The organism is Kaistia sp. SLG-1 (assembly GCF_059699055.1).
Genome location: NZ_AP048544.1, coordinates 5,117,315 through 5,130,909, shown reverse-complemented (window position 1 = coordinate 5,130,909; position 13,595 = coordinate 5,117,315). Strand labels below are relative to the sequence as shown.

At 57.7% G+C, this 13,595-nt stretch carries 8 protein-coding genes and 1 tRNA gene; 3 read left to right on the top strand and 6 right to left on the bottom strand.

Features of this window, described 5'->3' with window-relative positions:
* Positions 1 to 13 precede the first annotated feature (13 nt).
* Positions 14 to 814, bottom strand: a complete 801-nt coding sequence (locus AC6HZP_RS23710; protein ID WP_497524832.1) for a hypothetical protein — start codon at positions 812 to 814, stop codon at positions 14 to 16.
* On the bottom strand, positions 811 to 2,325 hold the full coding sequence (locus AC6HZP_RS23705; protein WP_497524831.1) for an ADP-ribosylglycohydrolase family protein: 1,515 nt from the start codon (positions 2,323 to 2,325) through the stop codon (positions 811 to 813). Before AC6HZP_RS23705 ends, AC6HZP_RS23710 begins: the two co-directional genes overlap by 4 nt.
* A gap of 91 nt (positions 2,326 to 2,416) precedes the next feature.
* Between AC6HZP_RS23705 and AC6HZP_RS23700 the strand changes: the two genes are divergently transcribed.
* A complete protein-coding gene (locus tag AC6HZP_RS23700; protein WP_497524830.1) occupies positions 2,417 to 3,106 on the top strand; it encodes an NUDIX domain-containing protein in 690 nt (229 codons plus the stop codon).
* Positions 3,107 to 3,264: 158 nt separating this feature from the next.
* On the opposite strand, the gene AC6HZP_RS23695 is transcribed toward AC6HZP_RS23700, so the two are convergent.
* The 4 genes from AC6HZP_RS23695 to AC6HZP_RS23680 form a co-directional block, all read right to left on the bottom strand.
* Positions 3,265 to 4,386 (bottom strand): hypothetical protein, encoded by a 1,122-nt coding sequence (locus AC6HZP_RS23695; RefSeq protein WP_497524829.1) that lies wholly within the window; start codon positions 4,384 to 4,386, stop codon positions 3,265 to 3,267.
* Between the two features lie 379 nt (positions 4,387 to 4,765).
* Positions 4,766 to 7,573 (bottom strand): DEAD/DEAH box helicase family protein, encoded by a 2,808-nt coding sequence (locus tag AC6HZP_RS23690; protein WP_497524828.1) that lies wholly within the window; start codon positions 7,571 to 7,573, stop codon positions 4,766 to 4,768.
* A gap of 2 nt (positions 7,574 to 7,575) precedes the next feature.
* Positions 7,576 to 9,252 carry a site-specific DNA-methyltransferase gene (locus AC6HZP_RS23685; protein WP_497524827.1) on the bottom strand — a complete coding sequence of 559 codons (1,677 nt, stop codon included), beginning with the start codon at positions 9,250 to 9,252 and terminating at the stop codon, positions 7,576 to 7,578.
* Entirely contained in the window at positions 9,252 to 12,119 is a 2,868-nt protein-coding gene (locus tag AC6HZP_RS23680; protein WP_497524826.1) for an SNF2-related protein, read from the bottom strand. Before AC6HZP_RS23680 ends, AC6HZP_RS23685 begins: the two co-directional genes overlap by 1 nt.
* 218 nt (positions 12,120 to 12,337) lie before the next feature.
* Here AC6HZP_RS23680 and AC6HZP_RS23675 point away from each other — a divergent pair.
* Both AC6HZP_RS23675 and AC6HZP_RS23670 read left to right on the top strand, forming a co-directional pair.
* Positions 12,338 to 12,427 (top strand) — tRNA-Ser (locus AC6HZP_RS23675).
* Between the two features lie 195 nt (positions 12,428 to 12,622).
* A complete protein-coding gene (locus tag AC6HZP_RS23670; RefSeq protein ID WP_497524825.1) occupies positions 12,623 to 13,561 on the top strand; it encodes a hypothetical protein in 939 nt (312 codons plus the stop codon).
* Positions 13,562 to 13,595 lie beyond the last annotated feature (34 nt).

Genomic DNA, 13,595 nt, shown 5'->3' with positions numbered 1-13,595 from the left:
TTGAGCTGCCGCGCTAGTAGCCCCGCATGAACAGGGCCAGCCCAACGTCGAAACTGGTCCATCCTTCGTTCGGAAAGCGCTTGTTGAGTTCGTTGGCGATGGCGCAAGAAATAGCGGAGCCGCAAAATTGGCTGCGCCACAATCGAGTTGGTGCGCCAGGAGTTTGCCAGTGTGGAGCGCCCTTCCAACCACACTGCCACCGCGACCTCACTCGGTCGTTACGGCGCTCCAAGCCAACATCGGGACGAGCAGGCGGAATCAGCAGGACATTCTGAAGTCCTGAAGCCGAAATCTCCGATAGCGCTCCAGAAAGAACTGCCGATCGAATGCATTCGATAACTGCGACGGCGACACGACTATCCCAAATCACGAGGGGAACAGCGTCCCGTGCATCAGGACCGTCAAGATGGAATGTCGCGGCGCAGGCGATTTTTGTCCACGAACTGTTCCAAGGAACGCCATTTACGGCGTGGAGCCAGTTGCCTGATTGAACTGAGGCCATCGCCACTGACACGTCTAATACCCGCATCATGTTTGTGGCCGTAAAGGACTGTCCGCCTCTCACCTTTCCCCAAATCTTAATCTCATCCACGATGCCTGAGATCTCGATTTGGTCGTTAGCGGCGACCTGAATTCGTCTGTTCCAATCCGCGAAGCGGCTGATCGCATCCTCGGCCGTCAGGCCACCAAAATGGTAGGCATCGCGCTTCTCCTTCCAGCTCGTTCGCTGCCTGAGCGACGTCGGCTGAAAATTGTCGACGAGAGCGGGTGCAATCTCTCTGGCGAACTCGATCATCTCCGAAGGCTGATTCATCGTGCCTGAGCTCCCTCGTCGACAAGGCTTTTGGCTTGAGTTGGGGCATCGGTTGCGTGAAACAGTCGGCGCGCCATATCTTCGATTTTGTCTGACCAGGCTAGTCGCTCGAGCCACTCGCTCGGAATGCCCGACCGGCCGTATATGGCTCCGGCGAGCTGGCCGGTTACAGCGGCTGTGGTGTCGGCATCGTCGGCGAGGTTCGCGGCCAGGAGCACCGCGTCGCGAAAATTGTTCGTGCGCCCCACGCACCACAGCGCGGCTTCCAATGTGTGGAGCACGTAACCAGAACTCTTGATTGATGAGCGAAGCTTGCCCCGCCAACTGCCTTCGATGACGGCCGATACCGATGGGGAGGCAATTGGCGCGTCGCTTCTGAGATTCCACGTAGCGATCTGCCCTGCGATCGCGTGGGCCAGGATGTCCGCAAAGGATACGCACGCTTCGACAGCTTCAGGAGCTGCATGTGTTGTGCGGCTTTGGCGTGCAGCAGTGTCGCGGCGCCGGTCTTGGTCGTGCCAGCCAACAATTGCCACCGGTGCCAGACGCATCAACGAGCCGTTGCCGGCAGACGCAGGGTCAGTGGAGCCGCTGACGGCACTTCCTTGCTGCTCGAAATTCTCTAGAGCAGTCTCTGTCGTTATGCCGATGTCGAAACAGGCGCCCGTGCAGGAATAACGGCCGTCCCGCCACCACGAAATGAAGCGCTCCTGCAGGTCGATGGCGTCGAGCTTCGGATCGTGCAACAGGCTGTCCGCGAGCGCCAATGCCATCGACGTGTCATCGGTCCATTGACCGGGACGCAAATCGAACGGCCCGCCACCGACCATATCGGTCAGAAGGTCACTGCTATCCCGACCCTCGAATTCAAGCGTCGTTCCCACGGCATCGCCAATCGCCAGGCCGAGCAATGAACCGATGGCGCGATCCTCAACGGCCTCTTTCGTTGTTCGAGGCAGGCGCCGCAATGCCGTCTGGACGTGCTGCAGGTATTCCTCCTGATCGATTGTCTCCACAGCGCCGGGACGGGATGTCCGAACGCGTCGGATGGCGTCTTCGTGATCTACGTCAAGCTCGATCAGCAGCGCTGCGGCGATGGTTCCCGCGCGGCCTAGGCCGCCCTTGCAGTGCAGGAGGACATTGAATCCATTTTGAATTCTCGCTCGTAGGCTTTCGCCCGCTGACACCCATCGGGCGTCGAACTCGATCGATGGGGCCATGCCATCAACGATCGGAAGGTGAATCCATTCCATATGCCGCCGGCGGACCTCCTCGCCCATGGAGGCGACTTTCAGCCATTGCAGTTCGTCGGGCTCGACTAGCGTGACGACAGCAGCGGCCCCCCAATCCGCCACTACATCCAAATCCAGTCCGAGATCCCTTTGCCATTTCCCGGTCAATCCATGTCTGTCGTGCTTTCCGGGGCAGAGCGTGATGCCGATGAGGCCCCAGCCTGGTCGAGTGGCGATTTCGGCAATCTGAAGCGGGTCCGTTTGGCTGGTGCGGATCATGAGCTGCCCCCTTATCGTTGATCGACTGGCTAGTTCGTGTTAAATAAACACTACCATAAACTGAGGTGGTGTAGTCAATACACTAAGTGTCATGTTTCAATATGAGCATCCGCATCCAGCCGTTGCCGCCGACATTGCGGTCTTCGCGCTCGACGACAGCCAGCTCAAAGTTCTACTCGTGCGACGGGGGGAGGGGCCGCATCTGGGCCGCTGGGCGCTTCCGGGAGGATTTCTTCGCCCGAATGAGACGATCGAGGACTGCGCAAAGCGAGAGCTATCAGAAGAGACTAGCGTCGGGAGCGTATCGCTTATCCAGTTCGGAATTTATTCCGAACCCGATCGCGATCCTCGAGAGCGGGTCATCTCAGTCGCCTACTTGACCGCAGTGCACCTGGCAAAAGTCGTTCTCAAGGCTGGCACAGACGCGGCTGAGGCTGAATGGTTCCCAGTCAACCAGTTGCCGGCACCGTTGGCTTTTGACCATGGCGATCTCTTAGCGGATGCCGTGAGAGCTCTGGAACGCAACGTTGCCGTGCTTTCTCATGCTCCGGTCAAAGGCGTCCCGGCTCTGGCACCGCTCCTCCTGCGGGATGCATTCAGCCTCTCGGAATTGCAGGCGGCTGTGGAGACGATAACCGGGAAGGCGTGCGACAAGCGGAATTTCCGCAAGCAGGTCTTAGCACACTGGCTTGAGCCAGCCGGCACGGTCTCTAGAGGGCGGCATCGACCGGCGCTGAACTACACGGTTCGACGAGAAGAGATCAATGCTGCGGAAAGATGAGCGAAAATTGATCGCGTGAGATCGCCTGCGGACTCTCAGGGCTGGCTCCTTGCTCCAGATGCTGTCCCATAGCCGTGATGGTGCCGGCGCTCGCCAGTGAGCTCAGCTGACTCGGCAATCGCTATTCAATGCAGCACCGACCGCCAGGGCGACGCGCATCAGGCTCGAATTCGTTCGATGACCCGCTGGAGTTCATTGAGGTAGCGCTCGCGTCTGCCTTGATCATCCAGCGCCGAGATCGGAATACGGATGTCGCCATTCAGCGAACTAAGAGAAAACTCGAGACCGGTCGCCCTGAGCGCGTTGACCAGTTGCTGGCGATCGGCTTCCTCTGCATATTTAGGCGATGAGGCCAAATACGCCAGCGAGGTCGCTACCTTGCCATTGCCGGTCAACAGTAGGGGATAGCGCCGTGCTTGACCTTCCAGGACAGACCAGCCGATTGATGGAGTCTGCGCGGCCGTGATGAAGAGTTCCAGACCCTGAGCTTCAGCCCAGGCTCGAATTGTGCCCGCTATGGCCTCTGAAGCTACGCCATGCCGCTGCCGATAGGTCGAGAACCATTCGTCAAGAGAAGGGGCGACGAGACTTCGGCCTGTGGTGACCTTCTGTTCGTCATTCTGAAGCTGACCGAGAATGCTCGTGGCGAGAACCTGCCCGCTCTTGCCGACGTGCTGCCGCACCTCGACCGCATAAACCTCAGCGGTCCGCAGCTGCCTGGCGAGGAACTCGACGATCCGAAGAAGTTCCGGCGGCATCTCATCCACCAGAAAGATCATCCGGATGCGACCGGAGCGGAGGTTTTCTTCAAGCAGGGACCAGAAGCTCTCGGCATCAATCTCCTCGCCGAGCACCATCCGGAGCGCCTCGCCGGAATCCTCCGATAGGCTTGCATGCGTTCTGGCGAACGCGTCCCGAAGCTCGCCGATTGACCAGTAGGACGGTCCGTTGGCAGCATAGTCGAACATCTGACCGACCACTTCGCGGCGGCTGCGCGTATCGCGACTGCGCTTCACCTCTACGAGCGTCGGTATGGCGTCTTGATCGACATACAGATGATCCAGCGACCATCGCCGATCGGAGACTGCGCCATCGGGGACAGGCACCTCTCTCTGGATCAAAGCCCAGCGACGGGGCTCCTGGTCCCGGTATTGGCCGCCCAGTATGGCTGGATGCTCTGCGAGAAGGCGCTGGATGTGGTCCTCGTTGTCATAGGGCTGTGGCGTCATTTCGCTGAGCGATCCGTCGCCGCCGATATGGAACAGGTATGATTGGGACACGTCTCACTACCCCGCAGCGCGCTCGTTCGATCTCCTGATCACCTGGATCAGCCTATGCGCAGGTTGTCGGCGGCGTTCAGCTGCCACGTAGATGCGCAATCACTGGTAGAGCAGGCCGCCAGCGTTGCGGTCAATCGCACAGGCGCTTTGATGCGGCCGCCGGTTTTTGGTCTATATCGCGCGCAGCCCCACGACACGCACCTCTCGATCCATGGCCGTCGCGTCCGGAGCAGGGGTCAATCGCCTACCGTGACTCATGGCTGGTTCGGCGTTCCGAATGCTGCCCGATAACTGCAATGGCGCTGGTTCTCGTCAGCGAGCTTCCCTGAGTCGGCAATCACCATCTTAAGCATGGTGACGGTGATAGGTGGCAACGGTCCTATGGCTCGTTCTGAAACGCATAGCGAGCCAGAAGATCGGCGTCGGGCAACCTAGAATAGCTCGCGAGCAGGCCGGGCAGGGTGCTGTTGGCTTCCACGGCATCCTCAGGCACGAGCGCATATCGCCATGGCTTCTCCTTATTTGGCTTCGAATGGTGTTCGGTGGCGATGAAGCACCAGAGGCTAGCTGCGTCGGCCTTACGAAGCACGTCGGGATCCGCGATTTCTGACTTTCTCTTGACCTCGACGATGAGCTTCTCCGCCTGCGTCTCAACAACGAAATCGGGCTGATAGGGATTTCCGTCGTTGTCGAAGATCCTGAACTGGTTGGGGCCCGGCTTCATCCAGAGCTGGACGGTTGGATCTCTTTCGAGGAGCGCAGCCATCTTCCGCTCCGGGTCGGAATCAAACTTTGCTCGGTGATAGCAGCAACGCTGGAATCCAACAAAGATATAGCGCTTGATCTCGCTTAGGCGGTCGGGCGGGTTGCGGAAGTCTCGGATTGCATCCTTTCCCGAGCCATCGAACATTTGGGGTCTCAACTCGTCGAAGGGTGCGTTCAATGTGACGCGATAGGTCGTTGCCGTCCGCCACATGTGACTTTGCATCTGGACAAGAATGGCCTTGGCCATTTCCTTGCTACGCGTCATCAACACGCTGCGCACTTCGTCATCGCTCTTCAAGTATGAGCGCAGATGAGCGACCACCTGGCCGGCGAGGTCGTATAGGAGCTGAGCGTGGGCATCGTAGTCGATCTCATCGAAGTCGATGAGCTTTTCCACGAGGTAGTCTTCGAGCCTGAGACGCAACTCGCCAACGTCTCCGCCGGCGATCACGGTTTGCTGCTCGGTCCTGAGCACCTGCACGAGAAGCTCGCGCGATAGAGGTTGATAGTTCCAACTGCCTATGTCGAGTTTGAAGGGCCCGAAGCCGAACGAAACGTGGTCTTGCGGTGTGACCGTGAGGCTCGGGATGGCGATCGTGCGAGCGACAAAGGCTGCGCAAAGCTCGGCCACGACGGCCTCGGCTCGCGCAGCACTCAGCGCCGGGAAGAGCCCTTCGTTGGAACGCTGAATCGCCAGCGCATCTTCGGCGATCCGCCTGATCATCTTCTCGTCGTTGAGATCCGCGAGGGTTGTCATCCGCGTTCTCATCGAAGGCAGCACATCTGCATAAACCGTTTCAGCCAGAGCCAACTCCTCAGGCCGATTGAAAGTAAAGGCTGGCGCAGAAGGCTCCGCAAAATCGGAGGTCGCTTGCTGGGGGGCAAACTCACTGACGACCGCATCTGATTGGCGAGCGGCTTGCCTCAGCATCTGTTGAAAAACAGACGGGGCTTCAACCAAGACAGGCTTCACGGCCGATATATCGCCACCTCCGCCGATCCTGATTTCCTTGAGCTTGTGAATAACGCCGTCGGCCGATTTTGCTCTTTCGATGAGATCGTTGAATCGGTCGTGAGCGATGACGGTCAGTGTATCGACGGCCTCAACCCCTGTTCGCTTGCCGTAGGGCAGACGCAGGCCTCGGCCCAAGGTCTGCTCGGTCAGGATCTCGGAGGCAGAAGCGCGCAGCGGGACGATCGTGAACAGGTTGGAAACGTCCCAGCCTTCCTTGAGCTTGTTGACGTGAATGACGATGTCGGTGTCACCGTTATGCTCGATGTTGAGCAGGCGCGTGGCGTTTTCGTCGCTTTCCTCCCCGGTCAACTTCGAGTGGATTTCAAGGACTTTGCCGTTGTAGCGTCCATCGAAGAATGCCTCAGACTCTACGAATTCTCGCACTTCTCGCGCGTGATTGGTGTCCTGGGTCACGACCAGCATGAATGGATGGACAGTTCGGACTCGGTGCTGCTTGGCGTAGGCCTGAAGCGCTACCTTCACATGCTCGTGGTAGTGGATTCCGTCTTCTAGTTTGATGTGTTCGAGGGCCCGTTCATTGACGGATTTCGGATCAAAGTTTGCACGCGTGCCAACGGCCGGCTCTTTAACGAAGCCATCCTCCATCGCCTGCGGAAGATCGTAATGATAGACGACGTTTTTGAAGGCAGCTGACCTGGCTCCGACGCTCTTAGGCGTTGCGGTCAGTTCCAATCCAAGGATTGGCTTCAATTCGTTGATGGCGGTCCACCCCGCGCTGCCGCGATATCGGTGAGCCTCATCCATCAAGAGGACGAGGTCGTCCAAACCAGCGAGATATGAAAAATAGCTTTCGCCTATGTATTCTTGAAGCCGCTTAATCCGAGGTGACTTGCCGCCGCGCACCTCAGAATTGATCTTCGATATGTTGAAGATGTTAATAATGGCCGCTTCCTGGCCCAGCAGGTCCGTTCCGCGAACGCCTCGCCCTTCCTCATAGTTTTCGGCGTTAACGATCAAAGGCGGTTGCTGTGCAAACGCCTCTATGCCCTTGAATACATATTTGGGACTGGAAGGCTGGAAGTCCGTGAGAAGTTTCTCATAGATCGTGAGATTGGGAGCTAGCACGAAGAAGTTTCGGCTTTTGCCAATCATGAGGAGATAGCTGATGAACGCGCCCATGAGGCGCGTTTTGCCGACGCCGGTCGCGATGGCGAAGCATACGCTCGGAAAGTCGCGCTCAAAAGACTCGAAATCGGCGTCGCCGAGATTGCCGTAGACGGCTCGTATCGCGTCGCGTGCGGCTTCGACATCCGTGTCCTTCGACGGCGAGGTCAGGTTAACGATGTCGGCCAGCCGTCGCAGTGACTCTGTCAGGGGCTTGCGGAGGGAAAGGCGCTGATGGACTTGAGAGAACGCGCGATGCTGGTCACGAGGAAGCTCGGTCACGTCTAGATGCTTTCATCGCTAAAGAGAGTCGGCTGCGTTGAGCGCGAGGCTGATTGTTTGCCTGCGGGCTCTGCAGTCTCAGATTCTAGATTGTCTTCAACCAGCGGCAGCACCTCGATCTTCAGGGAGTAGTCGTCCCGACCCCATTCACATCGGTTAAGAATGGCCCCCGGGATCTTACGGATGGTTAGGTTCTTAAGGCGATCGACGTTCGAGTTCTGAAATGCCTTGCAGCAGATCAAGAGGGTTCGATCGTGGCCGACCTCCGCAGAGATCGCAGCCATCTGCTCATGTGTCAGACTGTTGGTCGTAACATAGATGAAATCAGCTTCGGACGAATGTCCGTGGATCCAATAGTGCTCAGTCGATGGCGCATAGGTGAACCCCATGTGCTTGCACATGGCCTCGGCTAGCATCTCAGCATTGTAGGATTTAGAGATGACCCACTGTCCGAAGGCGTCCTTCTCCAATAGAGATGGCGCCAGATTGAAATACCGGTATCCGCCACCGCCCTTCCAGTCGACAGCGTCCGTGACGCCACCAGTGTCTTGTCCCTCGATGACTTTCTTCAGGCGAGGGACAATATGAGTTTTGCAGTGGTCACCCAGTTCAACCATAATCCAGCGACGGCCCAGTTTGTGAGCCACGGCGCCCGTGGTGCCAGAGCCCGCAAAAGAATCGAGGACGAGGTCGCCAGGGTTCGTGGCAATCTCGATAATCCTTTGCATCAGTCTCTCTGGTTTCGGCGTATCAAAAGCCGCCTGCCTGCCAAACAAGGCTTGGATTTCTTTTTTTGCTTCATCGGTATGGCCCACTTCATTGTGGGGCCACCAGGTATTTGGGACAATGCCAGACGCTTCACTAAGGTATTGCTTGAAAGAAGGTGCACCATTCTGGTTTTTACCAAAATAGGCTCTTCCAGATTTGACTATTTCTAGCCATTGATCCTCAGTTCTGGACCAGCATCGTCCCGATGGTGGTCGCCGCTCTATACCGTTCGGAGTGATGATTGGATAACTAAGATTTTCCCTGAGATTGGGAGCATCCCACGGAATCGCTCTCCACGGCCCTTTCGGATCTTTGTCAGGATTCTTATACTGAGATTCTTGGTCTTCGGTTCTTGTTAGCCGATTTCTGACCGTCTTCCATAGGTCCGGATTCATAGCATACGCCAAGACAAAGTTGTGTGATATCGAAATGCTGGCGTCGTTTGATCTGGAATATCGACTTTGCCAAACGGATGTCGCAATAAAATTCCGTCTACCAAAAATCTCGTCACACAAAACTTTTAAATAATGACCTTCGTTGTCATCTATAGTTATCCATATTGAGCCCTCGTCGGACAGCAAATTTCGAAGAAGTTCTAGCCTATCCCTCATCATAGATAGCCAGAGGGAGTGCTCCAGGCCGTCGTCATAGTGCTCAAATGCGGACCCTGTATTATACGGGGGGTCAATAAACACGCACTTCACTTTGCCCCGCACGTTGGGGTCGGATTCCAGTGCCTTCAGTGCCAGCAGGTTGTCGCCGTGGATTAGGACATTGTCAAAAATTGACTTTTCACGCCGGACCGAAGCGAGGTGTGACAGCTGCGGATCCTCGATTAGAATGCGTGGCTCCAGCCGAAGGTGCACTTCCTTGCCGATCCAGGTCAGTTCAAGTTTGGTTTTGGTGGCCATTAGGCAAGGCTCCATCGGATCGTAAATAGTGTCGTCATTTTGGGCGTCAGAATGAGCTTCGCCGCAATGTCGTCGAGCATGCGCTCGCGCTCCTCGTCGATCTCTCGCAGTCTGGTGTAAAGCTGGTGCTGAAGGTCGTCTGCTTTCCGCTTGAGGGCTGAAGATTCTCGCTGTAGTGCCACTTTCTCATCCAGGCTGTGAGCGGCGCGGGAGAGCTTGGTGGCTTCCTTCGCCTCTTTCGTCAACGCCTTGATCTGTGCGTCGTAGGAAACGCGAGCATCCTCGCGCCAATTGTCGAGCCGCTCTTGCTCTTCTTCGAGGAAGCTGCCCAAGCGCTCTTGGGCTCGCATCGTTATCGCGACTTGGCTTCCGGAGATGGTGCGCGCCAAATTCGCCTCTGGAGCGCCGCTTGGCGCCTCGTTTGTGACGGCGGCCGGCAATACCAGGATACGCTCAGCTGTCTCTGGAACGATCGTTCGGCCATCATCGGTTACGGTGGCAACGATGAGTTCATCGAACGTCTTCGCGGGAGTGTTCAACGTCAGGCGAGTCACACGCATCCAGCCGCTCGATCCGCGATACGTGGCGAGATCCGCCAAATTGCCTTGATAGCCGTCGTAGTCGAACTCCACTGCGGCTGGAACCAACTCCCTGGACCTGGCGCGGCGGACGAGTTCATCAGCGAGTTGACCGTCTCCCAAGCGGAAGAAGCGCCAGCCGCGTTTATCGGCCTCGGGCCACTCCGTAGAATATGTATCCTCGCCGTGGTCGAATCGTTCTACGTGGTCGGAATGAAACCTAGCCTCGGGCAGTTCAGCGCGAGCAAGGTTGAGCAGGATGCGCTTGAATTCGGTCAGTGTTTGGCTGACTGTGCCTTCACGAAACTTCAGCCGCTCGATCACCTTGTCGTCCATGGCTGCGAGAATTTGATTCCGCGCGGCCGTCTTTGCCTCATCGATCTCTATGACCAGCTCGCTTTGAAGCTCGTCAAATGCCTTGTTGATCTGATCGTTCGACCTGCATGATTGCACGATGTCGAGGATGCGACGCTCGATATCGACGCCGGATTCGATGGCCCCCAATACCTCGTCGGACGAACCGAACACGCCCTCGAAGAGGCGGAACTTGCTCTCCAGTAGCTCAACGATGCGAGCTTCGGCGAGGTTCTTGCGGTTCATGAAGTTGACGACGGTTACGTCAATCTTCTGGCCATAGCGATGACAGCGACCGATGCGCTGCTCAACCCGTTGGGGGTTCCAGGGAAGGTCGTAGTTGATCAGCAGGGAACAGAACTGCAGATTGATACCTTCTGCACCTGACTCCGTGGCGATCATGATCGTCCGGTCGTCCCGGAATGCATCGACGATGGCGGCCTTCATATCTGCCGTCTTCGAGCCAGAAACGGCCTCTGTGCCGCGATGCTTGTCGAGCCACTCCTGATAGACGGCCTTGCTGTCCTTGTCCGCGTTTGAGCCATTGAGGACAATCGTCTGGCCCTGGAAGCCGTTTGTCTCCAATAGCTCACGAAGGTAGGTCTGAGTTCGAACGGACTCGGTGAAGATCACCGCCTTCCTCTCTCCACCCTTGTCGACAATCTCATCAAGAACGACGCTCAGCGTATCCAGCAGCGCCTTGCCCTTGGCGTTGGTCTGGATCGACGCTGCGATATCGCGATAGCCGGTGAGCTCAGCGATCTCGGCGCGGAGTTGGTTCGGATCGATGTCATCGAGGGCATCGTCTGTTTCGTCTTCTAGTGCATCGACCTCGTCGCCCTGGTCATCCTCTCGCCAATCTTCAGCTTCTTCCGCGAGGCCATCGATGTCATTGAGGGCTTCCTCATTAAGCGAGAGTTTCTGCTCAAGCCGGGTGACCATCTTGTCGAGCGTGGCAGCGACGGCGAAGGACGAGGAGCCAAGGATTTTTCGCAGCACCAGCGTCACGAGATGTCTGCCGTTCTTCCCCACGGCCAGCGTGTCCTCGCGGCGGAGGTATTCTGACATATGCTCGTAGAGGTCTTGCTCCAGCCGGCTGGGCGTGAAGTCAAAGGTTCTAGGGATACGATTGGTATAGTTGATCAACCCCGCCTTCTGAACCTGCCGCCGTAGCGTGCGCTTCGAAATGGGTTCAAGGCGCCTCCCTAGCAGTGTATGAGCGGCACGGTTCTCTCGGCCGCCAAACTCGCTCCGAAAGGCGTCTGGGGAACCGAAAAACGTGTCGTCGATGACGCTCACCAACCCGAACAATTCCATAAGATTGTTCTGAAGTGGAGTTGCGGTCAGGAGCAGCTTCTGATGGCCGGCCAAGGCACTCCGGAGAATGGACGCGCGCGAGTTCTCAGCGGCTCTATAGACGTTTCGGAGCTTGTGCGCCTCGTCGAACACCACCAGATTCCAGGATACTGCCCGCAACTGTTCGGCAATGCGTGAGGCATACTCGTAAGAGAGGATGACCACTCCCTCGCCCGTGGTCAGAGGATTTGGACTTCCGGCCTTGGTCAGGTCTTTGACGCGCTTGGCATCGAGAATGACGGACGGCAGCGAGAACTTCTCGCGCAGCTCCTGCGCCCATTGCTTACGAAGGGATGCAGGCACGATCAACAGCAGGTGACGTTGGCGTTCCCACCATCGCTGGGACAATACCAGCGCCGCTTCGATCGTTTTTCCAAGTCCGACTTCATCAGCCAGCAGCACTCCTTTCGAGAGTGGCGACCGAAGCGCGAACAGCGCAGCATCGACTTGGTGTGGATTTAGGTCGACGCGCGCCGACGAGAGGGACTGAGTGAGGCCGCCGTCTTCTTCCAGGCCTTCCCGGGTCAGATAGTGTGCGAAATATGCCGATTGATATGCGGTAAACTTGGTTGTGCTCATGTCTGATGTTCGCCGCATTCTATCCCCGAATCGAGCATCACATGACCATAGGCGCTCTGTATCAGGCAAGCCGACCTGGCGACGCAGTCAGGTCATTCTACCTAGGGGGAACTCAGCGGGCGGCAGGTTCGGATCACCGGCACGCCAGCGGCTCATCGATCGAGGCATCCCCCGCCGACCCATGTATCAGGCCAATCGCGCCGATTGAGCGCCACCGCGGAGAGGTGGCAGAGTGGTCGATTGCACCGCACTCGAAATGCGGCATACTCGCAAGGGTATCGGGAGTTCGAATCTCCCCCTCTCCGCCATTAGCTTCCCCCAAGCTATTGAACTTTCGGCCAAATTTGGCAGACGCTCAATTCTTGTCCTAACCACTGTCCCAGTCGCTGTGGCCCGCTCTCCGCGATTGTTCGATAGTGTCTTTGCAAATGCGCTGGTGTTTGTGCGCCGGCCTCGATTGAGGCGGGAATCGAGTTAGGCTCCTCGGTATTGGGGAGGTTAGCATGCATAACGTATCCGAACATCGTTTCACATTCTTCCTGGGCGACCTGCCGCGCGGCGAGTTCGTCGAGCTGTCGGACGCGCTGGACCTGGCGTTCTACGGAGGTGTGCGCTCGATCCGCTACGAGGGGCAGATGCCCCTGTCTGAGATCGAGGCTGGCGCGCTGTCGATGACGGACGACGAGTGGATCCTGGACACGGACCAAGGACCAATTCGGGGCCCCAGACTCGCCGACGTTGCCAGACCCGGCGCCATCCTGTTCGATATCGAGGACAGCTTAGAGTTCGGCCGAACCCAGCCGTCGGATGACGGAGAGGGCGAGGCTCACGCGTCAGTGCCTCGAAGACTCGAGCCCGATCCTGGCCTCCGATCCTGGAGGGCTGAGTTTGTACGCCGCCACGCTGCGTTCTGCAGCAAGATGAGCCTAGCAGCCCGGTCCGGCGATCTGCGCTTCATGGGAACCCCTGTCGATGGACCGTGGATCTTGGAGCCGAGCACATTCGGATCCGAGCCACAGACCATTCCAGCCGCCTATTTCATCGTGGACCGGGACTTCGACGAGGATAACTGCACCCATGCCATCGGGCCAGAGGCCGCGGAGCCTGACTATGACGAGGCACCGGCAGACGGAAGCTATGTCTCGTATCGCGACGTCGTCGTCGAACGAGCCTCGTTCCTGCGCTTCCTGGAGACCTCTTATCCTGCGGTCTTAAGCACTGAGGTCGCTCGCGAGCAGCTCAAGTCCAAAGAAGCCATTGCGCGCCTCGCTGTGGCGTTGAGTGAGCGCCCGACCATGTCGAAAGCGGCGGCGGCTGTGCTTGTCGGCTGGCCTGTCGACAATCGCCATTTCGTCAACGAGATCTGGCCCGAGGCACGGAAGCAGTCCGGCCTGCCCCCGCGGGCGCCAGCTGGGCGCAAACGCAAATCAGCGCAGAATTAATCGACGCAGAATTTTAATCGCAGCGGCTATTTCG

Coding starts and splice junctions, on each gene's coding strand:
- AC6HZP_RS23710 (WP_497524832.1), bottom strand. CDS start 814: ATGAATCAGCCTTCGGAGATGATCGAGTTCGCCAGAGAGATTGCACCC.
- AC6HZP_RS23700 (WP_497524830.1), top strand. CDS start 2,417: ATGTTTCAATATGAGCATCCGCATCCAGCCGTTGCCGCCGACATTGCG.
- AC6HZP_RS23685 (WP_497524827.1), bottom strand. CDS start 9,252: ATGGCCACCAAAACCAAACTTGAACTGACCTGGATCGGCAAGGAAGTG.
- AC6HZP_RS23670 (WP_497524825.1), top strand. CDS start 12,623: ATGCATAACGTATCCGAACATCGTTTCACATTCTTCCTGGGCGACCTG.
- AC6HZP_RS23705 (WP_497524831.1), bottom strand. CDS start 2,325: ATGATCCGCACCAGCCAAACGGACCCGCTTCAGATTGCCGAAATCGCC.
- AC6HZP_RS23680 (WP_497524826.1), bottom strand. CDS start 12,119: ATGAGCACAACCAAGTTTACCGCATATCAATCGGCATATTTCGCACAC.